This window comes from Streptomyces sp. NPDC055189 (genome assembly GCF_053606765.1).
Map to the genome: position 1 here is coordinate 115,918 of NZ_JBSGSG010000009.1, position 25,836 is coordinate 141,753.

A 25,836-nucleotide genomic window follows, 5' to 3' on the forward strand; every position below is an offset into this window, starting at 1 on the left:
GGTATGTCCGTCCTCGCCATCCGCCTGTGGGCGCTTGCTTGCTTCGGCGGGGGAGTGTCGCGAACCGTGCTCCGGGCGGAAATACCGGCACACCCCCTCGCGAGCGCTGCCGGGTGCGAGTGGATGGGGGGCTCCCATCCACCTCACCGCCCTGTTGCTGCGGGGCAATCGGGTGGGTGGGCGGGAAATGCTTGTTCGTTCAGGGGTGGATGCGGGGTGAACGGGCGGAGTGGAGGGGCTTGTTCGTGCAGCGGTGGATGCGGGGGGAGTGGCATGGACGGGGGTGACTCGTGAGGTGGGGGGAGTGGGGGCTCCGGGGGTGCCTCGCTGTGTTTGTGCTCGTACTCGGAGCCGTGACCATGGGCGGATCGGCGGCGCTCGAGAGAGCCGCCGGGGACGCCTTGGGGACCCGGCTGGAGCAAGCGCAGCGCCCCGCACCCGGAATCACGCACCGCGTGCGGTTCGGACCGGAGGTGGAGAGGGACGGAGTGGAGAGCGACCTCGGGGCCGATCTCCGGCGACTCTCCACCGTCATCGAGAATGCCGCGCCGAAGACCCTGCGCGGAGACCTGGTGCGCGATTCGACCCGGATCGCGCTGCCCGGCGTACGGACCGGTGACGACACCACGCTGTCCCTGGTGTACGCCTCCGACGCCCCACCCCGTTCCGCGTACGCGGCAGGGCGGCCCCCCGCCGCGCGGGGACGCGTAGTGGAGATCGCCGTCTCCACCCGTACGCGTGACGCGATGAAGCTGCGGCTCGGGCAGGAACTCCGGCTCGGCCCCGGCGCGTTGGAGAACGTGGACGCACCGGCCCGGGTGGTCGGGTTCTACGCGGCCGACAGCGACCGGCGGCTCTGGAGCGAGCAGCCCCTGCTCGCGCGCAGCGAACGGGAGCAGCGCGCCGGCACGGACGCGCCGGTCCGGTACGCGGGCGCACTCCTCGCACCACGCGGCGTCGAAGTACTGCAGAGCCAGGCGAACACCGAGCTCACGGTGATCTGGAACATGCGCCTCGCCCCCGGCGACGATGCCGCACGCTTCGTCGGCGATCAGGGGCAGCGCGACTTCGAGCGCCTCATGCTCCAGTATCCGGAGTCCGTGCGGAGCGTCACGTGTGACCTGGGCATGGTGGCCCAGAGCATGCCGTGCACCCTGGGCACGCATCCGGCCACGGAGGCGGAGAGCGCCACCGAACTGCCGGACGCCCTGGAGGAGTTCCAGCGGCAGTGGCGGCAGGGCAGCGTCGTGATCTCCTTCGCGCTCGCCTCGGTGGCGGCGGTCGGGTTCGCCGCCGTGGTGGTCGGTGCGCTGCTGTCCGTACGCCGCAGGCTCGACGTCCATCGGCTGCAACGCGCGCGTGGAGCGTCGGCCACGGGGATTGCCCTGGGGCGCGCCGCGGAGACCGCTCCGGCCGTAATCCTTGGGTTCGGCGGCGGCTGTGTGGCCGCCTCGCTGCTGCCGGGGTCTTCATCCGCGTACGGGCGTGGGCTGCTCGTCGCCGTGGGCGTGTGGCTGGTACTGCCGCTGCTGACCTGGTGGGCCGTACGGGACCGGGCACTTCTGCGGGACAGGAGCAGAGCGGGCGGGCGCCGGGTCGTCGCCGAGGCGGGGGTGGTCGTGGTCGCCCTCGCGAGCGTCTTCGCGCTGCGGGCCCGTGGGACCGGGGGAGGTTCGGGCGGTGATCCCCTGCTCGCCGCCGTGCCCGTACTGCTCGGGCTCGCCACGGTCGTGATTCTGGTCCGCGTCTACCCCTTGCCGGTACGTCTCGCCGCCCGTTGGGCCGGCCGGGGACGCGGAGCCGTGGCCCTGATCGCGCTCTCCCGCGCGGCCAAGGAGGCTCCCGCCAGGGCGCTCGCGCTGCTCGTCCTGGTGGTGACACTGGCCGGCGCCGTGTTCGGCGGCCTGGTCGCCGGCACGCTCACGGAGGGGCGCCGGGATGCCGTCGCGTGGCGGGTGGGCGCCGACGCCTCCTTCCTGGGAGCGGAACGCGACCCCGACACCGCTGGGCGCCTGGCACGCGCGCGTGGAGTGCGGGAAACGGTGGCGGTGCGGCAGATGCGGGTCGACCCGGTGAGCGGCACGGACGGAGGGCGGTACGGGGTCGCGAGCCTGGTGGGCATCGACGGCACGAAACTGCGGACCGCGGCGGGCAGTTCGGCAGCGGCCCGCGCGCTGCGGGACGCCGGACTCAGCGGGGGCCGAGGCGAGGCCACGAGCACGGGCGAGGGCGAGGGCGGGAGCGGGGCTGCCGACAAGGAGGGCCAGGAGGGCCAGGAGGGGCAGGAGGGGCAGGCCAAGGTTGAGGTGGGGCGCGAGGCTGCGGGTCTGGACGCGAGCAGGGCTCCGGGCAAGGATGCGGGAGGGCGCGAGGCCATCGGCCAGGGCGGAAGCAACGCCACCGGCCAGGGGCGGGACAAGGCCACCGGTCAGGGCGAGGGCCGGAGCAAAGCCCTCCGCCAGGGCGCCGGCAGCACCCGTCAGGACATTCGCGTACTCGCCGACGCAGCCCACGCAGGGGATCTGCTCACCATCACCGTCCACGGCAAGGAGCGTCGCCTGCGTGTCGTCGGCGCTCTTCCCGAAGCGGTGCGGCGCGACCCCGCGCTGGGTCCCGTACGCGCCGCCACGCAGGGCAGAGAGCACCTCCTGCTGGCCGACAACCGCGACCTCGGGGGTTTCGACGCGGGGGAGTTCGAGGAGTCCGCCCTGCTGCTCTACGGGCCGCACCTGGACACCGCCGAACTGCGCTCCGTGGTCCCGCGCACCGCGCCGGGCAACGCCACCGGAGAGCTGCGGATCCGCGCCGAGGAGCAGGCCGAGGCCGACGAGGACGGGCTGACCGCGGCCCTGACCGCCGCGCACACCGCCTGTACGGCCCTGGCCGTACTCCTCGCGCTGCTCGCCCTCGTGCTCGAACTCCTGCTGTCCGCCCCCGCGCGCGGAACCACCACCGCCCGCCTTCGCACGCTGGGACTCGGCGACCGCGCCACCGCCGGGCTGCATCTGCTCCAGCTGCTTCCGCTGGTGCTCGCGGCCGTGGCCGGCGGCGTCGCGCTCGGCCTGACTCTGCCGGGGCTGCTCGGACCCGCGCTCGACCTGCGGGAGTTCACCGGCGGGCCCTCCGCGCCCGCCCTGCGGACCGACGCGCTGTTCACCGCTGCCCTGGCCGCCGGAACCGTGGCCCTGGTGGCCGTCGCGGTGGGAGTGGAGACCTGGCTTGGGCGGCGCCGGGGCCTTGGAGCAGTGCTGCGACTGGGGAGGAACGATGACTGAGCTGGCCGATCTGGAGGCCCGCGCGAACGCCGCGCGCCGCCCCGCCGGTGACGAGGGACTTGTCGTGTGCGACAACCTCGTACGCGTCTATCGCACCGACAAGGTGGAGGTGCAGGCCCTCCAGGGGCTCGATCTGGTGGTCGGGGAGGGGGAGTGCGTGGCCCTCGTGGGCGCGTCCGGGTCCGGCAAGTCCACCCTCCTGTCGATCCTCTCGGGGCTCGACCTGCCGACGGCGGGCCGGGCCGAGGTCGCCGGACACGATCTGCTCTCCATGGGGCGCCGCGAACGCCTCGGCTACCGCAGGGGCACGGTCGGCTTCGTGTGGCAGCAGACCGGGCGCAACCTGCTGCCGTACCTCACCGCCCTGGAGAACGTCGCGCTGCCGATGAAGTACGCGCGCGTGCCCCGCCGTGAGCGCGCGGCGCGGGCCGCCGAACTGCTCGACGTGCTCGGCGTCGCGTACTGCCGCGACCGGCGTCCCGCGGAGCTGTCCGGCGGCGAGCAGCAGCGCGTCGCCGTGGCGGTCGCCTCCGCCAATGCCCCGCGCGTGCTGCTCGCCGACGAGCCCACCGGGGAGCTGGACACGGCGAGCGGCGAGGAGGTGTTCGCCGCCCTGCGCCGGGCCAACGAGGAGCTCGGCGCGACCGTCCTGGTAGTCACGCACGACCCGCTCGTCTCCGGACAGGTCCGTCGCACGGTGCGCATCAGGGACGGCCGTACGTCCACGGAGACGTTGCGCGAACAGGGCTGCGCGGGCGAGGAGTTCACGGTTCTGGACCGGGCTGGACGGATGCAGCTGCCGCGCGACTACGTGGAGCGCTACGGGCTGCGCGGACGCGTGCGCCTCACGGAGGAGCCGGACCACATCGGCGTCTGGGGCGAAGGGCCGGATTCCGCCACGCCCGGGCCCCGCCCCGGCCCCTGAGCAGGAGCTCTGACTTCGCGTGCGGAGGAACGTGTAGAAGACCTCTAACTTCACGCCTTGACGGAAGCCTGGTCCGTACTTATGGTCTCGGGCCAACACGCTTGTTCAGAAAGGCACTTGAAGTTCACATACGAGAACTTACGAGAATGGATGGCCCTTCGCATGGCTGACACCCCCACACCCGTGCGCCACCACCGCAGACCCCGCACCACAGTCCTCGCGACCCTCGCCACCGTGGTGACCGCCCTGGTCGCCGCCCTCCTCGCCTGGCCGGGCGCCGAGCGCGCCGACGCGGCGCCGGCGGCCGCGCCGAGCACCTTCGCGCACCCCGGAGTCACCGTCTCGCGCGGCCAGCTGGACTTCACCAGGGAGAAGGTCAACGCGGGCGCCCAGCCCTGGAAGGGCGCCTACGACCAGATGATGGGGAGCAAGTACGCCTCCCTGTCGCGCACGCCCAAGCCCCGCGCGGTCGTCGAATGCGGCTCTTACTCGGACCCCAACTACGGCTGCACCGACGAGCGCGAGGACGCGATAGCCGCGTACACCACGGCCCTCGCCTGGTACATCACCCGTGACGAGCGCTACGCCAAGAAGTCCATCGAGCTGATGGACGCCTGGTCCGCCACCATCAAGGACCACACCAACAGCAACGCCCCGCTGCAGACCGGCTGGGCGGGCTCTTCCTGGCCCAGGGCCGCCGAGATCATCAAGCACACCTACACCGGCAGCTGGGGCAACTCGGGCCGCTTCGCGACGATGCTGCGCAACGTCTACCTGCCCGAGATCATCAACGGCTCCAACTCCAACGGCAACTGGGAGCTGTCGATGATGGAGGCCGCCATCGGCATCTCCGTCTTCATCGAGGACAAGGGCTCGTACGACAAGGCGATGGCGAAGTTCCGTACGCGCACCGCCGCGTACGTCTATCTCGCCTCCGACGGCGACCTGCCCAAGACCGTGCCGAGCCAGAACCTCGACACCCGCGCGAAGATCGTCAAGTACTGGCAGGGACAGGGCACCTTCACCACCGGGCTCACCCAGGAGACGTGCCGCGACTTCACCCACACCGGATACGGACTCTCCGCGATCTCCCACGTGGCCGAGACCAGCCGCATCCAGGGCGACGACCTCTACAAGACGGACGTCGGCGAGCGGCTGCGCCAGGGCCTGGGCTTCCAGGCCAAGTACGAGCTGGGCGAGGCCCCGCCGAGCTCGCTATGCGGCGGTTCGATACACCGGGGCCTCGGGCCCGTCACCGAGGTCGGCTACAACGCACTGCACGGCCGCCTCGGCAACGCCATGAGCAACACCCAGAAGCTCACCGAACGGGGCCGTCCGGCAGGCTCCAACAACCTGTTCGTCGCCTGGGAGACCCTGACCCACGCGGACAACCCGAGCTGATCCGAGCCTTGTTGGGCCGGGCGTACGGTGACCATACTGGCGCCCGGCCCCACAAGGCCGTACGGGGGAGCGAGCACGGGGGAGTGCACATGGCCGAGAGCGCGGTCGTCGTCGAGGACCTGCACCGGACGTACGGCAGCGGCGCGTCCGCCGTGCACGCCCTGCGCGGTGTCTCCTTCACCGTCCCGCGCGGAGAGCTCGTCGCCCTGAAGGGGCGGTCGGGGTCCGGCAAGACCACCCTGCTCAACCTCGTCGGCGGACTCGACACCCCCGACGCGGGCAAGGTCACCGTCGAAGGGCGAGAACTCGCGGGCCTCGGCGAGAACGGCCTCCTTGAGCTGCGCCGCGACCACGTCGGCTTCATCTTCCAGTCCTTCGGACTCATCCCGATCCTCACCGCCGCCGAGAACGTCGGCGTGCCCCTGCGGCTCCGCAAGACCGACCCCCGCGCGCGTGAGGAGCGCGTCGCGCTGCTTCTCGCCCTCGTCGGACTCGCCGACCACGCCGAGCAGCGGCCGGGCGAGCTCTCCGGAGGACAGCAGCAGCGTGTGGCGATCGCCCGCGCGCTCGCCAACAAGCCCTCCCTGCTCATCGCGGACGAGCCCACCGGACAGCTGGACGCCGAAACCGGGCTCGCGGTGATGGAGCTGCTGCGGGCCGTCGTGCGCGGCGAAGGCGTCACCGCCCTGGTCGCCACGCACGACGCGGCGCTGCTCGACCTCGCCGACCGGGTCCTGGAACTGAGCGACGGCGAGATCGTCGAGCACTGACCTCCGGGTACCGGGCCTCTGGGCACCGGGTGGCCGGGGGGCGGGAGACCGACATCAGGGTTGTGTCAAAGAGCGGCCCCGGCCGCACCTTCGTCCGGTTTGCGGGAATTGTTGGCCGTAAAGTCGACGCTGCGTACAGAGCGGATTCGGGAAGACAATGGGGCCATGGCACGCGGCAAGCTTCGGATATACCTCGGCTCGGCGCCGGGCGTCGGCAAGACGTACGCGATGCTGTCCGAGGCGCACCGCCGCATCGAGCGCGGTACCGACTGCGTCGTAGCCTTCGTGGAGCACCACGACAGGCCCCGCACCGAAGTGATGCTGCACGGCCTGGAGCAGGTGTCCCGCAAGGACCTCGACTACCGCGGCACCCTGTTCACCGAGATGGACGTGGACGCCGTCCTGGAGCGGGCCCCCGTCGTCGCCCTCGTGGACGAACTGGCGCATACCAATGTCCCCGGCTCCCGCAACGCCAAGCGCTGGCAGGACGTCGAGGAACTCCTCGCCGCGGGCATCGACGTCGTCTCGACCGTGAACATCCAGCACCTGGAGTCGCTCGGCGACGTCGTCGAGTCGATCACCGGCGTCCGGCAGCGCGAGACCGTGCCGGACGAGGTGGTGCGGCGCGCGGACCAGATAGAGCTGGTCGACATGTCGCCCCAGGCGCTGCGCCGCCGCATGGCGCACGGCAACATCTACAAGCCCGACCGGGTCGACGCGGCCCTGTCCAACTACTTCCGGCCCGGCAACCTCACCGCCCTGCGCGAGCTCGCGCTGCTCTGGGTGGCCGACCGGGTCGACGAATACCTCCAGCAGTACCGCGGCGAGCACGGCATCCGCTCCACCTGGCAGGCCCGCGAACGCATCGCCGTCGGCCTCACCGGCGGCCCCGAGGGACGCACGCTGATCCGCCGCGCGTCCCGGATGGCCGCCAAGGGCTCCGGCAGCGAGATCCTGGCCGTCTACATCGCCCGCAGCGACGGCCTGACCGCGGCATCCCCCAAGGAGCTCGCCGTCCAGCGCACCTTGGTGGAGGACCTGGGCGGCTCCTTCCACCACGTCATCGGCGACGACATACCCGCGGCGCTGCTCGACTTCTCCCGCGGCGTCAACGCCACCCAGATCGTCCTCGGCTCCTCGCGCCGCAAGACCTGGCAGTACATCTTCGGACCCGGTGTGGGCGCGACGGTCGCCCGCGAATCGGGCCCCGACCTGGACGTCCACATCGTCACGCACGACGAGGTGGCCAAGGGGCGCGGCCTGCCCGTGGCGCGCGGGGCACGGCTCGGGCGCTCCCGGTCCATCTGGGGCTGGCTGGTCGGCGTCGGCGGCCCGGCGCTCCTCACCCTGCTCCTGACCCATGTCGACGCGAACCTCGGCCTCGCCAACGACATGCTCCTGTTCCTGACGCTCACGGTCGCCGCCGCGCTGCTCGGCGGCCTCCTGCCTGCCCTGGCATCGGCCGCGTGCGGCTCGCTGCTCCTGAACTACTACTTCGCGCCACCGCAGCACCTGTGGACGATCTCGGACTCCAAGAACATCGTCGCGATCGTCGTCTTCGTGGGCGTCGCGATCTCCGTGGCCTCCGTCGTGGACCTCGCAGCCCGCCGCACCCACCAGGCCGCCCGGCTGCGTGCGGAGTCGGAAATACTCTCCTTTCTCGCGGGCAGCGTGCTGCGCGGCGAGACCAGCCTGGACGCCCTGCTCGAACGTGTGCGCGAGACCTTCAGCATGGACTCCGTGGCCCTCCTGGAGCGGGCGAGCGACGTCGCCCCCTGGACCTGCGCGGGCCGGGTCGGCGAAGGCCGCACCCTGGAGCGCCCCGAGGACGCGGACGTGGACATGCCGGTCGGCGACCACATGGCGCTCGCCCTGTCAGGCCGGGTCCTGCCCGCCGAGGACCGCCGGGTGCTCGCCGCGTTCGCCGCGCAGGCCGTCGTCGTCCTGGACCGCCGGCGCCTCCAGGACGAGGCGCAGCAGGCCCGCACCCTCGCCGAGGGCAACCGTATCCGCACCGCGCTGCTCGCCGCGGTCAGCCATGACCTGCGTACGCCGCTCGCGGGCATCAAGGCCGCCGTCTCGTCCCTGCGCTCCGACGACGTTGCCTGGTCCGAGGAGGACCAGGCCGAGCTCCTCGAAGGCATCGAGGACGGCGCCGACCGCCTGGACCACCTGGTCGGCAACCTCCTGGACATGTCACGCCTGCAGACCGGCACCGTCACCCCGCTGATCCGTGAGATCGACCTGGACGAGGTCGTCCCGATGGCGCTCGGCGGCGTCCCCGACGGCAGCGCCGACCTCGACATCCCCGAGACGCTGCCCATGGTCACCGTCGACAAGGGCCTCCTGGAGAGGGCGGTCGCCAACATCGTCGAGAACGCGGTCAAGTACAGCCTCGACGCCGAACCGGTCCTGGTCTCGGCGAGCGCCCTCGGCGACCGCGTCGAACTGCGCGTCGTGGACCGCGGACCCGGCGTCCCCGATGCCGCCAAGGACCGCATCTTCGAGCCCTTCCAGCGCTACGGCGACGCCCCGCGCGGTGCGGGCGTGGGCCTGGGCCTCGCGGTCGCCCGCGGCTTCGTCGAGTCCATGGGCGGCACGCTCGAAGCGGAGGACACCCCCGGCGGCGGCCTCACCATGGTCCTCACCCTGCGGGCCGCGGCGGGCGGACCGCCGGTCCTGCCGGACCTCTCCGCACAGGCCACCTCATGACCGCCACCACCGGCACCACCGCCACCACCGGCAAGACCCCAAGGCCCGAAAGGCAGGCACCCATGCCGCACTCTCCCGGGGGAGACCCCAGGACCCCCACGAGGGTGCTCGTGGTCGACGACGAGCCACAGATCGTCCGCGCCCTCGTGATCAACCTGAAGGCACGCAAGTACGACGTGGACGCCGCCCCCGACGGAGCCACCGCGCTCCAGCTCGCCGCCGCCCGCCACCCGGACGTGATCGTCCTCGACCTCGGACTGCCGGACATGGACGGCGTCGAGGTCATCAGGGGCCTGCGCGGCTGGACGCGCGTCCCGATCCTGGTGCTCTCCGCGCGGCACAGCTCGGACGAGAAGGTCGAGGCGCTCGACGCGGGCGCCGACGACTACGTCACCAAGCCCTTCGGCATGGACGAACTGCTCGCCCGCCTTCGCGCCTCCATCCGCAGGGCCGAGCCCGCCGGAGCGGGCGAGGACGACGTGATGGTGGACACGGAGGACTTCACGGTCGACCTGGCCGCCAAGAAGGTCAACCGAGGCGGACGCGACGTACGCCTGACACCCACCGAATGGCATCTGCTCGAAGTCCTCGTGCGCAACACCGGGCGCCTGGTCAGCCAGAAGCAGCTGCTCCAGGAGGTCTGGGGCCCTTCGTACGGTACGGAGACGAACTACCTGCGCGTCTACATGGCGCAGCTGCGGCGCAAGCTGGAGGCGGACCCCGCGCATCCGCGGCACTTCATCACCGAGCCCGGAATGGGTTACAGGTTCGAGCGCTGAGTCAAGGGTCGGGCCGGGCTGAGCGGGCATAAGCACAGATGAGCTCACCCGTTGCGGCGCTGTCCGTGACCCCCGGTACGCTTCCTGTATGAGTGCTGTTCCTGGTTCAGAGAAGCCGGCAGGCCGCTTCCGGCGCATGCTCGACCGGCTGTCCTCCTCCCAGGAGGACCTGGAGTCGGAGGAGCTGCGCGAGGACGCCGAAACGGCGGGGTGCACACGCATCGGGGACTGCCACGACCGCCAGATAGTCACCGTTACTGGTACCTTGCGCACGGTCACCCTGCGGCCACGCGCCGGTGTCCCCGCCCTGGAGGCGGAGCTGTTCGACGGTTCCGCGGCACTGGACGTGGTGTGGCTCGGAAGGCGCTCCATCGTGGGGATCGAGCCGGGGCGCAGACTGATCGCGTCCGGCAGGGTCTCGATGAGCCGGGGCCGCCGGGTGCTCTTCAACCCGAAATACGAACTCAGACCCCTCGGACGGGAGTAGCCGGTGACGTCCCTCGACAAGCCGACGGACCACGGAACCACGGACCGGGGATCCACGGATCAGGAAGCCGCCGATTCCAGGGCCGTGACCGAAGCCGCGCTCTTCGAGGCCTTCGGCGGCGTGCGGGGCATGGTGGAGACCGTCGCCCCCGGCCTTCTCTTCGTGACCATCTTCACGATCAACAAGGACCTGCACATGTCGGCCATCGCGGCCCTCGCGGTGTCCCTGGTGCTCGTGGTGGTCCGCCTGGTCATGAAGGACACCGTCAAGCACGCCTTCAGCGGCGTCTTCGGTGTCGCCTTCGGTGTGGTCTTCGCGATGATGACCGGCAACGCCAAGGACTTCTACCTGCCGGGCATGCTCTACACCCTGGGCCTCGCCCTCGCCTACATCATCACGGCCCTCGCGGGCGTCCCGCTGATCGGCCTGATCCTCGGCCCGGTCTTCAAGGAGAACCTCTCCTGGCGGACCCGCAACCCCGGCCGCAAGAAGGCGTACACGAAGGCCAGTTGGGCCTGGGGCCTGATCCTCCTCGCCAAGTGCGCGATCCTCTTCCCGCTCTACTGGTGGGCGGACACCACCCAGTTCGGCTGGGTCCTGATCGCCCTGAAGATCCCGCCGTTCCTGCTCGCGGTCTGGCTGACCTGGGTCTTCCTGGCCAAGGCACCCGCGCCGATCGACGTGTTCGCCGAGATGGAAGCGGCGGAGCAGGCGGAGAAGGAGCGCGAGCAAAGGGCCCCGTAAGGGGCGCGGGGAACTGCGCGCCCAGCCACGACGGTCCCGCAGACGACGTCAGATCCTGCACGCGTACGAGATGGGGGCCGCCCGGAAAATTCCGCGCGGCCCCCATCCACGTAACTGCCGGGGCGGCTAGCCCACCGCGTCCTCCCGGCGCACGGACAACAAGTCCTCCAGCTGCTCCTCACGCGCCTGCGCCGCCACGAAGAGGAGTTCGTCGCCCGCCTCCAGGGAATCGTCCGGGGTCGGCGCGAGGACGCGAGTGCCGCGGATGATCGTCACCAGCGAGGTGTCCTCGGGCCACTGGACGTCGCCGACCGTCGTGCCCGCGAGGGCGGACTCGGGCGGCAGGGTCAGCTCGACGAGGTTGGCGTCGCCGTGGCTGAAGCGCAGCAGGCGTACGAGATCACCGACGCTCACCGCCTCCTCGACGAGCGCGGACATCAGGCGCGGGGTCGAGACCGCGACATCGACGCCCCAGGACTCGTTGAAGAGCCATTCGTTCTTGGGGTTGTTGACGCGGGCGACGACACGGGGAACGCCGTACTCGGTCTTCGCGAGGAGGGAGACGACGAGGTTGACCTTGTCGTCGCCGGTCGCGGCGATCACCACGTTGCAGCGCTGGAGCGCCGCCTCGTCGAGCGAGGTGATCTCGCAGGCGTCGGCGAGCAGCCACTCCGCCTGCGGGACGCGCTCGACCGAGATGGCGGTCGGCGCCTTGTCGATGAGCAGAATCTCGTGCCCGTTCTCCAGGAGCTCACCGGCGATGGAACGTCCCACCGCGCCCGCTCCGGCAATGGCGACCCTCATCAGTGACCGCCTTCCTCGGGGCCTTCGGCGAACGCCGCTTCGACCTTCTCGACCTCGTCGGTGCGCATCATCACGTGCACCAGGTCGCCCTCCTGGAGCACGGTCTGGGAGGTCGGCAGGACCGCCTCGCCCAGCCGGGTGAGGAAGGCCACGCGTACACCGGTCTCCTCCTGGAGCTCACTGATCTTGTGGCCGATCCAGGACTCGGAGGCGTGCACCTCGGCGAGCTGCACGCCGCCGGTGGGGTCGCGCCACAGCGGTTCGGCCCCGGAGGGCAGCAGCCTGCGCAGCATCTGGTCGGCGGTCCAGCGGACCGTGGCGACGGTGGGGATGCCCAGGCGCTGGTAGACCTCGGCGCGGCGGGGGTCGTAGATGCGGGCGGCGACGTTCTCGATGCCGAACATCTCGCGGGCCACCCGGGCGGCGATGATGTTCGAGTTGTCGCCGCTGCTGACCGCGGCGAAGGCGCCCGCCTCCTCGATGCCGGACTCGCGCAGGGTGTCCTGGTCGAAGCCGATGCCGGTGACGCGGCGCCCGCCGAAGCCGGAGCCGAGCCGGCGGAAGGCGGTGGGGTCCTGGTCGATCACGGCGACCGTGTGCCCCTGTTGTTCCAGGGTTTGCGCGAGAGCCGATCCGACTCTCCCGCAGCCCATGATGACGATGTGCACGCCCGTCCTTCCGGCTGTGTCAATACTTTTCGCTCAGGTTGAACGGTCAAAGCGTCTCAGACCGACGCCCAAGCTACACACGCACGGTCCGCGGAGGGCACCCCCGTGCACCTGCCGGTCGTCGGTACTCGCGGATTGTTCAGTCCACGCTGCGCAGCAGGCCCTCGACGGACTTGAGCCGGTAGCCGACCTCGACCAGCTGAAGCCGCGCCGCCTCCTGCTCCGACCTGGCGCGCTCGACGGCCTGGCGGTACTGCTCCATCGCCTCGGCCCACTGGCGGTCGCGCTCGCGGTTGCGCTGTGACTGGAAGTAGGCGACGGCCACGATCGCGCCGGCGAGTATCAGGAAGAAGGCGACCGGAATGATCACGTCGTCCATTAAGACCCCTCAGGTGAGTGCTGTCCGGCCTCGTCGGACGCGTCCTGCCGGACGGCCGCGAGGATCGTGTCCACGTTCAGGCGCACGTCGAACGGCGCCAGTTCGAAGTACTTGAGCGCCTTGCCGTCGTCGGAGAGTTCCAGGCGGCCGACGACGAGACCGGCCTTCTCCAGACGTTCGAGGTGCATGTAGAGCAGGGGGCGGGAGACACCGAGCCGCCGCGCCAGTTCGCTGACGTACAGCTGCCCCGGGGCGAGCTCGGTGATGATCCGGATCCGCTGGGCATGGCCGACGGCGGAGAGGAAGGCGAGCAGCTCTTCGCTGTCCATGGCCCGCCTTTTCGCTGATCCCGAAACCTGTCAGCCAAGACTTACGCATGACGGGATCCACTGTCAATCCACGCCGATCCGGTGCCTTTCCAGTCCCGAATGACAGTTGACGGCTCGCTCCTTCACCTGTCAGTCTCAACTTACACATGAAGGACTGAACGCCAGAGCATGGCGAAGGGGCGGGGATGGTCATGGGGAAGCGATCGGTCACGGTGCGCGCGGCGAGATGGAGCGCGCTGCATCCGGGGCGCGCGGTCATCGGGTGGCTGGTGTTCGTGGTGCTCTGCCTGGGGGGCGGCATCGCCGCGGGCATGAACAGCGCGAGCAGCGAGGACTACCGCGTGGGTGAGGCGGGCCGCGCCGAGGCGCTGGCCACCGAGGGCAGCGTCCAGCTGCGGCCCACGGAGCAGGTGCTCGTCCGCGCCGAGGAGGGCCCGCTGGACAAGGCCGCGGCCGACGCCGCCGTCAAGGACATCACCGCCCGGATGAAGTCGCTGCCGGAGGTCGCCTCGGTGGCGGCGCCGGTGCAGTCGGCCGACGGACGGGTCCTGCGGGTCCAGGTGGAGCTCAACGGCCCCGACCAGGACGGCAAGAAGAACGTCGTCCCGCTGCGCGCCGAGACCGAGCAGGCCGCCCAGGCCCACCCGGACCTGGTGATCGAGGAGACCGGCGCCGCGTCGGTGAGCCAGGGCGTCAACGAACAGCGCGGCAAGGACCTCGCCTTCTCCGAGGCGATCACGCTCCCCGTCACGCTGATCACGCTCGCCGTGGTCTTCGGCTCCGTCGTCATGGTCGGCGTACCGCTGCTGCTCGCCATCACCTCGATCATGGCGACCGTGGGCCTGGCGATGCTGGCCTCGCACCTGCTGCCGGACACCGGCGTCGGGATGAACATGATCCTGCTCATCGGCATGGCGGTCGGCGTCGACTACACGCTCTTCTACCTCAAGCGCGAGCGCGAGGAACGGGCCCGCGCAGGCGGCCGCCTCACCTCAGCGGCCCTGGTCGAGGCCGCCGCGGCCACGGCGGGCCGCGCGATCGTCGTCTCCGGGCTCGCGGTGATCGTCTCCACCGCCGCCCTCTACCTCGCCGGTGACGTCATCTTCGACTCGCTCGCGACCGGCACCATCCTGGTCGTGGCCGTCGCCGTGGTCAGCTCGGTCACCGTGCTCCCGGCGCTCCTCGTCAAGCTCGGCGAGCGCGCCGAACGCCGGGCGGCGAAGCGGCGCACGCAGGGCAAGCCGGTGAAGACGTACGGCGAGAAGAAGCCCGGACGGGCGTGGAACGCGCTGCTCGCGCCGGCCCGCAAGCACCCCGCGCTCACCCTCTGCCTCTCCGTCCTCGTCATGCTCGGCCTGGCGCTGCCCGCCCTGGACATGAACCTCAAGGACCCGGCGCGCGACAGCTTCTCGCGCGACATCCCGGCGATGCAGGGGTACGACCGGCTGCTCGACGCCTTCCCCGAGCAGCGCGTCCGGCACCTGGTCGTGGTGCGCGCCGAGGCCTCGCAGGCGACCGAAGTACGCCGGGCGCTGCACGACCTCGACCGCAAGGCAGCGGCCGACCCGCTCTTCTCGCACCCCTCCGCCGTCCCGCTCGTCCGCTCCTCGCAGGACCGCAGGACCACCACACTGGAGCTGAACGCCCCGCACGCCACGTACTCCGACAAGGCCACCGCCTCCCTCGACCACCTCCGCGACGACTACCTCCCCGCGACCGTCGGCAAGCTGTCCGGCGTCGAGACCGCCGTCACCGGCGAGGTGCCGCGCGGCACCGACTACGTGGAACACCAGAACCAGAAACTGCCGCTCGTCCTCGGCTTCCTGCTCCTGATGACCTTCGCCATGACGGTCTTCGCGTTCCGCTCGATCGTCCTCGGGCTGCTCGGCATCGTGCTCAACCTGCTCTCCGCCGCGTCCGCGCTCGGGCTGCTCGTCCTGGTCTTCCAGGGAAAGTGGGCCGAGGAACTGCTCTCGTTCGTCTCGCTCGGCGGGATCTCCTCGCGGGTGCCGCTCTTCCTCTTCGTGATCCTCTTCGGGCTCTCCATGGACTACCAGGTGTTCGTGGTCAGCCGGATCCGGGAGGCCGCACTGAACGGCGTACCCACCCGGCAGGCCGTCATCGAGGGCATCGGCTCGTCGGCCAAGGTCGTCACCAGCGCAGCGATCGTCATGGTCACCGTCTTCGCGAGCTTCGTGATGCTGCACATCCTGGAGATGAAGCAGATGGGCTTCGTCCTGGCGGCGGCCGTCCTGCTCGACGCGTTCGTGATTCGCATCATGATTCTGCCCGCGGCGCTGCTGCTGCTCGGGCGCGCCACCTGGTGGCCGTCCCGCGCGATCCGCCGCGCCGAGGAGCGGGTGGCCGAGCGCTACGGGGCCCATGGGGCCCACGGGGCGCAGGAGGTACCGGGAGCACCGGAAGCCGCCGATCAGCGTCCGCTTTCCGGGCATTGGGCGGAGCCCCCGGCGGCGCGTCGTGGCTAACCGGAGCAGTTAGGGGGTGGTGGGTGGGCGGGCACCCATTCGAACGCTTACGATCCTCTGCGTGTCCAAACTGACCGACGTGCCCAAACGGATCCTCATCGGGCGCGCACTGCGCAGCGACCGGCTCGGAGAAACCCTCCTGCCGAAGCGCATCGCTCTACCCGTGTTCGCGTCCGACCCGCTCTCCTCCGTGGCCTATGCGCCGGGGGAAGTGCTCCTCGTCCTCTCGATCGCGGGTGTGTCGGCGTACCACTTCAGCCCCTGGATCGCCGTCGCGGTCGTCGTGCTGATGTTCACCGTCGTCGCTTCGTACCGGCAGAACGTGCACGCCTACCCGAGCGGCGGGGGTGACTACGAAGTCGCCAACACCAACCTCGGCCCCAAGGCCGGACTCACCGTCGCGAGCGCGCTGCTCGTCGACTACGTCCTGACCGTGGCGGTGTCGATCTCCTCGGGCATCGAGAACCTCGGCTCGGCGATTCCGTTCGTCGTCGAGCACAAGGTGCTCTGCGCCGTCGCCGTCATCGTGCTCCTGACGGTGATGAACCTGCGCGGCGTGAAGGAGTCGGGGAAGCTCTTCGCCATCCCGACGTACGTCTTCGTGGCCGGCGTCTTCATCATGATCGCCTGGGGTGCCTTCCGGGGCATCGTCCTGGACGAGACGATGAAGGCGCCCACCGCGGACTACGAGATCAAGCCCGAGCACGGGGGCCTCGCGGGCTTCGCCCTCGTCTTCCTGCTGCTGCGGGCCTTCTCCTCCGGCTGCGCCGCGCTCACCGGCGTCGAGGCGATCAGCAACGGCGTCCCGGCGTTCCGCAAGCCCAAGAGCAAGAACGCGGCGAGCACCCTGGCCCTGATGGGCGCCCTGGCCGTCACGATGTTCTGCGGCATCATCGCCCTCGCCATGACGACCAAGGTCCGCATGGCCGAATATCCGGGCAAGGACCTCTTCCACAACGGCGTTCCGGTCGGCTCGGACTACGTGCAGAACCCGGTGATCTCGCAGGTCGCCGAGGCCGTCTTCGGCAACGGCAGCTTCCTCTTCATCGTCCTGGCGGCCGCCACCGCGCTCGTCCTCTTCCTCGCGGCCAACACGGCGTACAACGGCTTCCCGCTGCTCGGCTCGATCCTCGCCCAGGACCGCTACCTGCCGCGCCAGCTGCACACCCGCGGCGACCGGCTCGCGTTCTCCAACGGCATCGTGCTGCTCGCGGGCGCCGCGGCGCTGCTCGTCGTCATCTACGGCGCGGACTCGACCCGCCTGATCCAGCTCTACATCGTCGGCGTCTTCGTCTCCTTCACGCTCAGCCAGATCGGCATGGTCCGGCACTGGAACCGCCATCTGCGCACCGAGAAGGACCCGGCCAAGCGCCGCCACATGATCCGCTCGCGGGCGATCAACACCTTCGGCGCCTTCTTCACGGGCATGGTCCTGATCGTCGTACTCGTCACAAAGTTCACGCACGGTGCGTGGGTCGCGCTGCTCGGCATGTGCATCTTCTACGCGACGATGTCGGCGATCCGCCGTCACTACGACCGCGTGGCCGAGGAGATCGCCGCCCCGGACACCCCCTCCGACGACAGCGTGCGCCCCTCGCGCGTGCACTCCATCGTCCTGGTCTCCAAGATCCACCGCCCGACCCTTCGCGCCCTGGCCTACGCCAAGCTGATGCGCTCGGACACGCTCGAAGCACTGAGCATCAACGTCGACCCGGCGGAGACCAAGGCCCTGCGGGCCGAGTGGGAGCGGCGCGGCATCCACGTCCCGCTGAAGATCCTCGACTCGCCCTACCGCGAGATCACCCGGCCGATCATCGAGTACGTCAAGGGCCTCCGGAAGGAGAGCCCGCGCGACGTGGTCAGCGTGATCATCCCGGAGTACGTGGTGGGCCACTGGTACGAGCACCTGCTGCACAACCAGAGCGCGCTCAGGCTCAAGGGCCGCCTGCTCTTCACCCCCGGCGTCATGGTCACCTCCGTCCCCTACCAGCTCGACTCCTCCGAGGCCGCGAAGAAGCGGGCCAGGAAGCGGTCGGAGTGGAACGCGCCGGGTGCGGTGCGGCGGGGTCCGGTGGAGAAGCGCCAGAAGGAGCCGAGCAACGGGAACGGCCACAAGGGCTAGCACCGGACGGTTGGTGAGCGGCCGGACGACACCCACGTAGACTGGTGGGCTGTTGTCCGGCCGTTTCCTTCGGCCGATGCCCCCTTACGTTGTGGAGTCACCCCGCCATGCAGGCAGAACCGAAGAAATCGCAGGCGGGGAACTCGGCGGAGGGCTCGCAGGCGGCCTCCCTCATCGGGCAGGAGTACGAGGTCGAGGTGGGCCCCGTCGCGCACGGCGGCCACTGCGTCGCCCGCACGGCCGAGGGACGCGTGCTGTTCGTCCGGCACACACTGCCCGGCGAGAAGGTCATCGCGCGCGTGACGGACGGCGACGAGGAGTCCCGCTTCCTGCGCGCGGACGCGGTGACGGTCCTCGACCCCTCCAAGGACCGCGTCGAGGCCCCCTGCCCGTACGCGGGCCCCGGCCGCTGCGGCGGCTGCGACTGGCAGCACGCGAAGCCGGGCGCCCAGCGCCGCCTCAAGGGCGAGGTCATCGCCGAGCAGCTCCAGCGCCTGGCCGGTCTGACCCCCGAGGAGGCGGGCTGGGACGGCACGGTGGTCCCGGCCGAGGGCGACAAGCTGCCCGCGGGCGAGGTCCCGGCCTGGCGCACCCGCGTCCAGTACGCGATCGACCCCGACGGCAACGCGGGCCTGCGCCGCCACCGCTCGCACGAGGTGGAGCCGATCGAGCACTGCATGATCGCGGCTGAGGGCGTGAGCGAGCTCGGCATCGAGAAGCACGACTGGGCCGGCATGGCGTCGGTCGAGGCGATCGCGGCCACGGGCTCCCAGGACCGCCAGGTCATCCTGGAACCGAAGCCGGGCGCGCGCCTCCCGCTCGTGGAGCTGGACAAGCCGGTCTCGGTCCTGCGCATCGCGGAGCAGGACGGCGGCGTCCACCGCGTCCACGGCCGCCCCTTCGTCCGCGAGCGCGCCGACAACCGTACGTACCGCGTCGGCAACGGCGGCTTCTGGCAGGTCCACCCGAAGGCGGCCGAGACCCTGATGCTCGCCGTCATGCAGGGCCTGACGCCCCGCAAGGGCGACACGGCCCTGGACCTCTACTGCGGCGTGGGCCTGTTCGCGGGCGCGATCGCCGACCGGGTCGGTGACAAGGGCGCGGTCCTCGGCATCGAGTCCGGCAAGCGAGCGGTCGAGGACGCCCGCCACAACCTCGCCGCGTTCGACCGCGTCCGCATCGAACAGGGCAAGGTCGAGGCCGCCCTGCCGCGCACCGGCATCACGGAGGTCGACCTGATCGTCCTGGACCCGCCGCGCGCGGGAGCGGGCAAGCAGACGGTCAAGCACCTGACGAAGCTGGGCGCGCGGCGGATCGCGTACGTGGCCTGCGACCCGGCCGCGCTGGCACGGGACTTGGGCTACTTCCGCGAGGGCGGCTACCGGGTGCGGACGCTGCGGGCGTTCGATCTGTTCCCGATGACGCATCACGTGGAGTGCGTGGCGATTCTGGAGCCTGCGGAGAAGAGCCGCTCGGAGAAGAGCCGCTCCGGTCAGGGACCCCAGTAGGAGCGGTGGCGTTCGGCCAGTTCCGCGGCCTCCCCGGTCGTCAGCAGGCGGGCGGGGCGGTCGCCGAGGGCCAGCAACAGGGCTGACACCTCCTCTATTTCGACGGCCGCGTCCAGCGCCGCCCGCAGGGACGTGCCCGAGACGACCGGGCCGTGGTTCTGGAGCAGGGCGGCGCGCAGCGGGAACGGCAGCAGTTCCAGCTTCTTCGCCTGCTCCGCGTCGCCGGGCGCCGCGTACGGCAGCAGGGGTGTCTGGCCGACCCGCATCACGAAGTACGGGGTGAGCGGCGGGATGGCGCTGTACTCGGACCACGGGGGCAGGCAGGAGACCGCCGCCGCGTTCCGGGAGTGCAGGTGGACGACGGCCCGCGTGGCGGCGTCGCGCCGGTAGAGGGCCGTGTGCAGCGGGTGTTCCTTGGACGGCTTGGGGCCGTCCAAGTGCGTGCCGCCGAGGTCCAGGACGCTCAGTTCGTCCGGGTCCAGGCAGGCGAGGTCCGCCCCGGTGGGGGAGATGAACAGCTGGTCGCCGGCGCGGACACTGAGGTTCCCGGAGGAGCCGGGGCTCAGTCCCAGTGCGGCGAGGCGGGCTCCGGCGGCCGTGAGTTCGGCTCGCGCGTCGCTCATACGAGGGTGCTCCATGCTTCCGTGAAGATGTCGGTGTCGCCGAAGTTCCCCGACTTCAGGGCGAGATCCACGCTGGGTCCTTCGCCGTCGGCGCGGGCCCAGGTGACGCCCGGGCAGATGGGGGCGCCGATGGCGAGGCCGCGGACCCCCAGTGCCGTGACGACCGCGCCGGAGGTCTCGCCCCCGGCGACCAGCAGGCGTCGCGCGCCGTGCTCCACCAGTTCGACGGCGAGGGCCGCAAGGGCCCGTTCGATCAGATCGGATGCGGGGGCCTCGCCCTCCGGCGCGCTCTGCTCCAGGTCCGCGAGGTCATCGACCGCGTAGATCAGCGGGGGCAGGCCGGGGTCGCGCCGCCACTGCTCACGCGCGAACGCGGCAAGTCCGGCCACCGCGCCGGGCAGGTCGGAGCGCAGGGCGGCGATGTCCAGCTTGCGGTGCGGCAGCCGGGCCCGGCCGTGGGCGACCTGCGCCCTGGTGGCGGCCGACGCGCTGCCCGAGAGGACGACCGCGGGATCGCCGGGCCGGGAGGCGGGGGTGGCCCGGGCGGCGCCGGGGCGCGGCCCGGTCAGGCCGAGGGCGAGCCCGGCGGCGCCGGTGACCAGGGCGAGGTGCTCGGTGGCGGCGGAGACGGTCCGCAGATCCTCGTCGGTGACGGCGTCCACCACGACGAGCGCCCCGGCCGCGTCCGCGGAGTCCACGGCCGCCCGCAGCTCCGCGGCGCCCGCCCGGACGACGTCCAGGGGGACATGGCGTACCGGATGTCCGGTCTGCGGGCGCAGCAGACGCTCCAGGGACGCGTCCGTCATCGGGGTCAGCGGATGGTGGCGCATCGGGCTCTGGTCGAGCGGCTCCCCGTGGACGTACAGGAGCCCGTCGCGCACGGTACGGCCGGTGGCCGGGAAGGAGGGCGCCACCACGGTGCGGTCCGCGGGGACGGCGTCGAGGAGCGCGTCGATGACCGGGCCGATGTTGCCGCGCGGGGTGGAGTCGAAGGTCGAGCAGTACTTGAAGTAGTACCGGCGGCATCCGGCGGCCCGCAGCGCGCGCAGAGCGGCCAGTGAGTCCGCGACGGCCTCGCCGGCCGGTGCGGTGCGGGACTTCAGGGCGACGACGACCGCGTCGGCGTCGGCGACCGCCGCCGGCTCGACGGCGTCGGCGCCGATGGCGACCAGGGTCCGGAAGCCGCGTGACACCAGCATGGTCGCCAGGTCCGTCGCTCCGGTGAAGTCGTCCGCGATGGCCCCGAGGGTCGGCATGAAACCTCCATGGTGTCGGCGATGTGCCTGTGGCTGTGTGCCTGTGGCTGTGTGCCCGTGTGGCTATGACTATGTGCCTGTGTGTGAAAAAATGTTAACAGACTTTACGTGGGTGAGATATCTTGATACAGATTGTTAACCAGCTCTTGTGTGGCCCTCCTCCCGGCCGATCGGAGCCACCCCATCGCATCGCGCACCCACTGAGGAGTGCCCATGAACTTCCATCACCTGTTCGCCCCGGGCGGCGACCGGATCGTGCGTTACGCGCTCTCCGGCGCCGGTGGCGGATTCGCCCGGACGCTCCTCGCACAGACCCGGCGCATCCCGACGCTCAGCCCCGCGGTCCTCTGCGACCAGGACGTGGAGCGGCTGCGCGCCATGCTCGTCGAGCTCGGCCACGACGCGGACGAACTGCGGATCTGCGACGACGCCGCCTCCGTACGGCAGGCCCGCGAGGACGGCCGGATCGCCCTGGTCCGCGACGGCGCCCTGCTCATCGAGGGCGAGTGGGACATCCTCGTGGAGGCCACCGGCAGCCCCGCCGCCGGATACGCGATGGCCCGCCAGGCGCTGACCGGCGGCCGGCACGTCGCCATGGTCAGCAAGGAGGTCGACTCGGTCGCCGGGCTGCACCTCGCCGAACTCGCCCACACCCACGGCTGCGTCTACACCACGGCCGACGGCGACCAGCCCGCCAACCTGATCGGCCTGGTCACCTGGGCCGAGTCCCTCGGACTCGACATCGTGGCCATCGGCAAGTCCTCCGAGTACGACCTCGTCCTCGACCCCTCCGCCGGTACGGTCACCCAGCTCGACACGACCGTCCCCGCCCCGGAACTCGCCGGACTCCTCGAACTCGGCGACGACCCCCGCGCCACCCTCGACGCCCGCGCCGCGGCCGTCGCCGCCCTGCCCACCGGCGCCACCGCCGACTACTGCGAGATGGCCGTGGTCGCCACCAGCACCGGCTTCCGCCCGGACACCGAGCGGCTGCACTACCCCGTCGCCCGGATCGCCGAACTGGCGGACATCTACGCCCTGCGCGAGGACGGCGGCGTCCTGCACCGCCCCGGCGCCGTGGACGTCTTCAGCGCCCTGCGGCTGCCCGGCGAGGCATCCTTCGCGGGTGGTGTCTTCGTCGTCGTGCGCACCGGAGACCCCGTCACCTGGGAGACCCTGCGCGGCAAGGGACACGTCGTCAGCCGCGACGGCAAGTACGCCGCCGTCTACCTGCCGTACCACCTGATGGGCGTCGAGACCCCCGTCTCGCTGCTCTCCGCCGTCCTGCACCACCGCCCCTCCGGCGGCACCGACCCCCGCTGCCACGCCGTTCTCGCCGGCCGGGCCGAGGTCGACCTGCCCGCCGGGACCGTCCTCGCGATGGGCGGCCACCACCACGACGTCACCGGCGTCAAGGCGGTCCTGCTCCGCGACGAGGACACCCCCGCCGACGCCGCGCCCCTCTACCTCGCCGCCCACGCCACCCTCGCCGTGGACGTACCGGCGGGCGCGCTGCTCACCCTCGGGCACCTCGTGGACCCGGACACCGCCCTGCTCGACGCCTGGACCTCGGGCCGCGCGGCCCGCCCCTCCGGCCCCGCGGGCCAGTCCTCCGCGTCCGCGTCCCGTCCCGTCACCGCGCCGGAGAACGGATCATGAGCACCGACGTCCAGCACCTGCTCCTCGGCCTCGCGGCCGTCGTAGCCCTCATCCTGCTGATCACCAAGGCCAAGCTCCACCCCTTCCTGGCCCTCGCGCTCTCCGCCATCGGCCTCGGCCTGGCGTCCGGCATCGGCCCCGGTGACACGGTCGAGCACTTCCAGGACGGCTTCGGCGACTCCCTCAAGAGCGTCGGACCCACCATCGGCCTCGGCACCCTGCTCGGCGGCATCCTGCTCGGCTCGGGCGGAGCCGACCGGATCGCCACCGTCTTCATCGGCGCCCGGCCAGTGAAGTGGATCCCCACCGCGATCACGGCGGCGGCCCTGCTCATCGGGATGCCGCACCTGTTCGACGTGAGCTTCGTGATGCTCGTCCCGCTGGTCTACGCGGTGGCCAAGCGCACCGGCTCCCACCTGCTCTACGTCGGCCTGCCCATGGCAGCGGGCCTGTACATCTCGCACGGCCTGCTGCCGCCGCACCCCTCGCCGACGCTCGCCGTCTCCGCGTACGACGCGAGCACCGGTCTCACCATCCTCTACGGGCTGATCATCGGCATCCCGATCGCCGTCCTCACCGGCCCGGTACTCACCCGGTACGGAGCCCGCTGGTTCGGGCCCGCGCCCGACCTCGACAAGGGGCCGGTCCCCGACGCGGGGATGACCCCGGAGAACCAGCGGCGCCCGGCATCCTTCGCCCTCGCCCTGATCACGGTCCTGCTGCCGCCTGTCCTCATGCTGATCGGCACCATCGGCACCTCGGCGACCCGGGAGGGCACGGCGCCCTACACCGTCTTCGAGGCGTGCGACTCCCCGGTCCTCTCGCTGCTCGCAGCCGTCCTGTTCGCGTTCTTCGCCCTCGGTCTCCGCTCCGGCTTCGGCCTCGGCCAGATACAGAAGATGGCCGCCAAGGGGCTCGGCCCGGTCGGCGGCATCGTCCTCATCCTGGGCGCGGGCGGCGGTCTCAAGGCGATGCTGACCGCCACCGGGATCGACAAGATCATCTCTGACTACGCGGTCGACTGGTCGATTCCCCCGCTGATCCTCGCCTGGCTGGTCGCCGCACTGCTGCGGATCTGCCTCGGCTCGGCGACGGTCGCCACCGCCGCCGCCACCGGCATCGTCGCCCCGCTGGTCGGCGCCTACCCCGGGCTCTCACCCGAACTGCTCGTCCTGGCCACAGCGTCCGGCGCGGTCATGCTGTCGCACGTGAACGACTCCGGCTTCTGGCTCTTCAAGGAGTACTTCCAGCTCTCGGTGCCGCAGACCTTCCGCACCTGGACGTTGATGCTCTCGCTCCAGTCGATGCTCAGCCTCGGCGGCATCCTGCTCCTGAGCCTGTTCGTCGGAGGCTGAGCCGCGCTCCCGGCGGGGGCCACCATCCGCTCACGGGCCCGCCCGGCACAATCATCGGACCGGGCGGGCCCGCTCGCCGACCAGAGCCGACCAGAGGGGAAGATACGACCATGGCCGAAGACGCGTCCCCGCCGCTCATCCCCGACCAGCGGCGGGAGAAGCTGCTCAAGCACCTGCGCCACGACGGCGTCCTGAGCGTGCAGCAGATCACGCAGCTCCTCGGCGTCTCCCACATGACCGTCCGCCGGGACATCGCCGAACTGGAGCGCCAGGGCCTGGTGTTCACCGTGCCCGGCGGCGTCCGGATCGCGAGCCAGGTGCGCACCGAGCCGAGCCACCAGGCGAAGTCCCGCCTGGAGCAGCCGCAGAAGGACGCCATGGCGCGGCGGGCCGCGGCGCTCGTCGAGGACGGCATGACGCTCTACCTCGACGCGGGCACCACCCTCCTTGCCATGGTCCCGCACCTGATCCACCACCAGCGGCTCACCGTCGTCAGCAACGACTTCAGCACCGTCGACCGCCTGATGACCGAAGGCCCCCACCTGGAGATCATCCATGTCGGCGGCCGGGCCGAGCCCGCCAACCGCTCCACCGTCGGCCGCCTCGCCGCGGCGACCCTGCGCCAACTCGCCCTGGACATGGCCTTCATCAGCACGAGCTCCTGGGACCTGCTGCGCGGGGTCACCACTCCATCGGACGCCAAGGTGGAGGTGAAGCGGGCCGCCCTGGAGAGCGCCCGCAGCGCCGCCCTGGTCGCGGCCTCGTCCAAGTTCGGCACCTTCGGCAAGTACCGCGTCGCCGCCCTGGCCGACTTCGAGACCATCATCACCGACCGCGCCCTGACCGAGGCCGCCGCCGACGGGGTACGGGACTGCGGCGCGGAACTCCATCTGGCGGGCGACTGAGTGCGCCGCCCTCCGAGGAACGGGAGAGTGGTGGACAACATCGTCGTCCACCGGGGGGCCGGAACCGAGGAGCGTGCGGATCGTGGCCAAGGGAAAGAAGCTCAGCAAGGGTGACCAGGTCTCCTGGAGCAGCCACGGGCAGACCGTTCCGGGGAAAGTGAAGAAGAAGGTCACGGAGCGCGCCGAGGTGGCGGGACGTACCGTCGACGCCTCGAAGGACGAACCGCAGTACGAGGTCGAGAGCGATAAATCCGGCCGCAATGCCGTCCACAAGCCCGAGTCGCTGCGCAAGAAGAGCAGCGGCTCGTGAGCGGGAAAAGCGACTCGAGCCGGCAGCAGACCATTGACGAGTTCGGTGACGTCGTCAATATGCCTCCCCGTACCCTCAAGAAGTGGCTGGACACCGACGACTCGAAGAGCGTGGGGCAGTCGAAAGGAAACGGGGAAAGCGTGGGGCACGCGTCCGGACGTCGCATTGTCGGATTGTTGGAGAAGAAGAAGGCCGATCTCACGGATGCTGACGTCGCACATATGCGTAAGGTCGTCGGCTATGTTCATCGGCATCTCGAACAGCGGCCCGATGGTGACGTGACGGATACTCCGTGGCGGTACTCCCTCATGAACTGGGGGCACGACCCGGTGGCATAGG

At 71.0% G+C, this 25,836-nt stretch carries 22 protein-coding genes; 16 read left to right on the forward strand and 6 right to left on the reverse strand.

Annotation, left to right across the window (positions count from 1 at the left end; genetic code table 11):
- The first annotated feature begins 455 nt into the window (after positions 1–455).
- The 8 genes from ACWFR3_RS09465 to ACWFR3_RS09500 all read left to right on the forward strand — a co-directional run bounded on the left by ACWFR3_RS09465 (position 456) and on the right by ACWFR3_RS09500 (position 11,093).
- On the forward strand, positions 456–3,275 hold the full coding sequence (locus tag ACWFR3_RS09465; protein ID WP_453733977.1) for a hypothetical protein: 2,820 nt from the start codon (positions 456–458) through the stop codon (positions 3,273–3,275).
- Entirely contained in the window at positions 3,268–4,200 is a 933-nt protein-coding gene (locus ACWFR3_RS09470) for an ABC transporter ATP-binding protein (RefSeq protein WP_453733978.1), read from the forward strand. Before ACWFR3_RS09465 ends, ACWFR3_RS09470 begins: the two co-directional genes overlap by 8 nt.
- Positions 4,201–4,362: 162 nt before the next feature.
- Positions 4,363–5,601: an alginate lyase family protein gene (locus ACWFR3_RS09475; protein WP_453733979.1), complete on the forward strand. Its 1,239-nt coding sequence runs from the start codon at positions 4,363–4,365 to the stop codon at positions 5,599–5,601.
- 89 nt (positions 5,602–5,690) lie between these two features.
- A complete protein-coding gene (locus ACWFR3_RS09480; protein WP_453733980.1) occupies positions 5,691–6,371 on the forward strand; it encodes an ABC transporter ATP-binding protein in 681 nt (226 codons plus the stop codon).
- 165 nt (positions 6,372–6,536) lie between these two features.
- Positions 6,537–9,083, forward strand: a complete 2,547-nt coding sequence (locus ACWFR3_RS09485) for an ATP-binding protein (RefSeq protein WP_453733981.1) — start codon at positions 6,537–6,539, stop codon at positions 9,081–9,083.
- Positions 9,084–9,145: 62 nt separating this feature from the next.
- On the forward strand, positions 9,146–9,862 hold the full coding sequence (locus tag ACWFR3_RS09490; RefSeq protein ID WP_453734037.1) for a response regulator: 717 nt from the start codon (positions 9,146–9,148) through the stop codon (positions 9,860–9,862).
- 88 nt (positions 9,863–9,950) lie between these two features.
- Positions 9,951–10,349, forward strand: coding sequence for an OB-fold nucleic acid binding domain-containing protein (locus ACWFR3_RS09495; RefSeq protein WP_249587256.1), 399 nt, complete (start codon positions 9,951–9,953; stop codon positions 10,347–10,349).
- 3 nt (positions 10,350–10,352) lie between these two features.
- Entirely contained in the window at positions 10,353–11,093 is a 741-nt protein-coding gene (locus ACWFR3_RS09500) for a DUF3159 domain-containing protein (RefSeq protein WP_453733982.1), read from the forward strand.
- Positions 11,094–11,219: 126 nt separating this feature from the next.
- Here ACWFR3_RS09500 and ACWFR3_RS09505 read toward each other — a convergent pair whose 3' ends face one another.
- The 4 genes from ACWFR3_RS09505 to ACWFR3_RS09520 all read right to left on the reverse strand — a co-directional run bounded on the left by ACWFR3_RS09505 (position 11,220) and on the right by ACWFR3_RS09520 (position 13,273).
- Positions 11,220–11,897 (reverse strand): potassium channel family protein, encoded by a 678-nt coding sequence (locus ACWFR3_RS09505; RefSeq protein WP_453733983.1) that lies wholly within the window; start codon positions 11,895–11,897, stop codon positions 11,220–11,222.
- Positions 11,897–12,565: a potassium channel family protein gene (locus tag ACWFR3_RS09510; RefSeq protein WP_453733984.1), complete on the reverse strand. Its 669-nt coding sequence runs from the start codon at positions 12,563–12,565 to the stop codon at positions 11,897–11,899. Before ACWFR3_RS09510 ends, ACWFR3_RS09505 begins: the two co-directional genes overlap by 1 nt.
- Before the next feature lie 139 nt (positions 12,566–12,704).
- On the reverse strand, positions 12,705–12,944 hold the full coding sequence (locus ACWFR3_RS09515; protein ID WP_453733985.1) for a hypothetical protein: 240 nt from the start codon (positions 12,942–12,944) through the stop codon (positions 12,705–12,707).
- Entirely contained in the window at positions 12,944–13,273 is a 330-nt protein-coding gene (locus tag ACWFR3_RS09520) for an ArsR/SmtB family transcription factor (protein ID WP_344521978.1), read from the reverse strand. Before ACWFR3_RS09520 ends, ACWFR3_RS09515 begins: the two co-directional genes overlap by 1 nt.
- Positions 13,274–13,464: 191 nt before the next feature.
- Here ACWFR3_RS09520 and ACWFR3_RS09525 point away from each other — a divergent pair, with 191 nt between their 5' ends.
- The 3 genes from ACWFR3_RS09525 to ACWFR3_RS09535 all read left to right on the forward strand — a co-directional run bounded on the left by ACWFR3_RS09525 (position 13,465) and on the right by ACWFR3_RS09535 (position 19,389).
- Entirely contained in the window at positions 13,465–15,759 is a 2,295-nt protein-coding gene (locus ACWFR3_RS09525) for an MMPL family transporter (RefSeq protein ID WP_453733986.1), read from the forward strand.
- Between the two features lie 61 nt (positions 15,760–15,820).
- Positions 15,821–17,881, forward strand: coding sequence for an APC family permease (locus ACWFR3_RS09530; protein ID WP_453733987.1), 2,061 nt, complete (start codon positions 15,821–15,823; stop codon positions 17,879–17,881).
- A 107-nt stretch (positions 17,882–17,988) separates the two neighbouring features.
- Positions 17,989–19,389 carry a class I SAM-dependent RNA methyltransferase gene (locus ACWFR3_RS09535; protein ID WP_453733988.1) on the forward strand — a complete coding sequence of 467 codons (1,401 nt, stop codon included), beginning with the start codon at positions 17,989–17,991 and terminating at the stop codon, positions 19,387–19,389.
- Here the strand turns inward: ACWFR3_RS09535 and ACWFR3_RS09540 are convergent.
- Together ACWFR3_RS09540 and otnK are read right to left on the reverse strand one after the other, a co-directional pair.
- Positions 19,374–20,012, reverse strand: a complete 639-nt coding sequence (locus ACWFR3_RS09540) for a class II aldolase/adducin family protein (RefSeq protein WP_453733989.1) — start codon at positions 20,010–20,012, stop codon at positions 19,374–19,376. The two genes, ACWFR3_RS09535 and ACWFR3_RS09540, sit on opposite strands and share 16 nt — an antisense overlap.
- A complete protein-coding gene (gene otnK / locus ACWFR3_RS09545; protein WP_453733990.1) occupies positions 20,009–21,268 on the reverse strand; it encodes a 3-oxo-tetronate kinase in 1,260 nt (419 codons plus the stop codon). Before otnK ends, ACWFR3_RS09540 begins: the two co-directional genes overlap by 4 nt.
- A gap of 213 nt (positions 21,269–21,481) precedes the next feature.
- On the opposite strand from otnK, the gene ACWFR3_RS09550 reads away from it, so the two are divergent.
- The 5 genes from ACWFR3_RS09550 to ACWFR3_RS09570 all read left to right on the forward strand — a co-directional run bounded on the left by ACWFR3_RS09550 (position 21,482) and on the right by ACWFR3_RS09570 (position 25,835).
- Positions 21,482–22,927: a homoserine dehydrogenase gene (locus ACWFR3_RS09550; protein WP_453733991.1), complete on the forward strand. Its 1,446-nt coding sequence runs from the start codon at positions 21,482–21,484 to the stop codon at positions 22,925–22,927.
- Positions 22,924–24,282 carry a GntT/GntP/DsdX family permease gene (locus ACWFR3_RS09555; protein ID WP_453733992.1) on the forward strand — a complete coding sequence of 453 codons (1,359 nt, stop codon included), beginning with the start codon at positions 22,924–22,926 and terminating at the stop codon, positions 24,280–24,282. The genes ACWFR3_RS09550 and ACWFR3_RS09555 overlap by 4 nt, the downstream gene beginning before the upstream one ends.
- Positions 24,283–24,392: 110 nt before the next feature.
- Positions 24,393–25,187 (forward strand): DeoR/GlpR family DNA-binding transcription regulator, encoded by a 795-nt coding sequence (locus ACWFR3_RS09560; RefSeq protein WP_453733993.1) that lies wholly within the window; start codon positions 24,393–24,395, stop codon positions 25,185–25,187.
- An 82-nt stretch (positions 25,188–25,269) separates the two neighbouring features.
- Complete coding sequence (locus tag ACWFR3_RS09565) at positions 25,270–25,497, forward strand: DUF2945 domain-containing protein (RefSeq protein ID WP_453733994.1); 228 nt, start codon at positions 25,270–25,272, stop codon at positions 25,495–25,497.
- Positions 25,494–25,835: a DUF3140 domain-containing protein gene (locus ACWFR3_RS09570; RefSeq protein ID WP_453733995.1), complete on the forward strand. Its 342-nt coding sequence runs from the start codon at positions 25,494–25,496 to the stop codon at positions 25,833–25,835. The genes ACWFR3_RS09565 and ACWFR3_RS09570 overlap by 4 nt, the downstream gene beginning before the upstream one ends.
- Position 25,836: the final 1 nt, after the last annotated feature.

Bases quoted from the DNA above. Each gene is read 5' to 3' on its own strand.
- ACWFR3_RS09525 (WP_453733986.1), top strand. From the start codon at position 13,465: ATGGGGAAGCGATCGGTCACGGTGCGCGCGGCGAGATGGAGCGCGCTG.
- ACWFR3_RS09490 (WP_453734037.1), top strand. From the start codon at position 9,146: ATGCCGCACTCTCCCGGGGGAGACCCCAGGACCCCCACGAGGGTGCTC.
- ACWFR3_RS09535 (WP_453733988.1), top strand. From the start codon at position 17,989: ATGCAGGCAGAACCGAAGAAATCGCAGGCGGGGAACTCGGCGGAGGGC.
- ACWFR3_RS09475 (WP_453733979.1), top strand. From the start codon at position 4,363: ATGGCTGACACCCCCACACCCGTGCGCCACCACCGCAGACCCCGCACC.
- ACWFR3_RS09495 (WP_249587256.1), top strand. From the start codon at position 9,951: ATGAGTGCTGTTCCTGGTTCAGAGAAGCCGGCAGGCCGCTTCCGGCGC.
- otnK (WP_453733990.1), bottom strand. From the start codon at position 21,268: ATGCCGACCCTCGGGGCCATCGCGGACGACTTCACCGGAGCGACGGAC.
- ACWFR3_RS09505 (WP_453733983.1), bottom strand. From the start codon at position 11,897: ATGAGGGTCGCCATTGCCGGAGCGGGCGCGGTGGGACGTTCCATCGCC.
- ACWFR3_RS09515 (WP_453733985.1), bottom strand. From the start codon at position 12,944: ATGGACGACGTGATCATTCCGGTCGCCTTCTTCCTGATACTCGCCGGC.
- ACWFR3_RS09555 (WP_453733992.1), top strand. From the start codon at position 22,924: ATGAGCACCGACGTCCAGCACCTGCTCCTCGGCCTCGCGGCCGTCGTA.
- ACWFR3_RS09485 (WP_453733981.1), top strand. From the start codon at position 6,537: ATGGCACGCGGCAAGCTTCGGATATACCTCGGCTCGGCGCCGGGCGTC.
- ACWFR3_RS09470 (WP_453733978.1), top strand. From the start codon at position 3,268: ATGACTGAGCTGGCCGATCTGGAGGCCCGCGCGAACGCCGCGCGCCGC.
- ACWFR3_RS09480 (WP_453733980.1), top strand. From the start codon at position 5,691: ATGGCCGAGAGCGCGGTCGTCGTCGAGGACCTGCACCGGACGTACGGC.
- ACWFR3_RS09520 (WP_344521978.1), bottom strand. From the start codon at position 13,273: ATGGACAGCGAAGAGCTGCTCGCCTTCCTCTCCGCCGTCGGCCATGCC.
- ACWFR3_RS09560 (WP_453733993.1), top strand. From the start codon at position 24,393: ATGGCCGAAGACGCGTCCCCGCCGCTCATCCCCGACCAGCGGCGGGAG.
- ACWFR3_RS09550 (WP_453733991.1), top strand. From the start codon at position 21,482: ATGAACTTCCATCACCTGTTCGCCCCGGGCGGCGACCGGATCGTGCGT.
- ACWFR3_RS09540 (WP_453733989.1), bottom strand. From the start codon at position 20,012: ATGAGCGACGCGCGAGCCGAACTCACGGCCGCCGGAGCCCGCCTCGCC.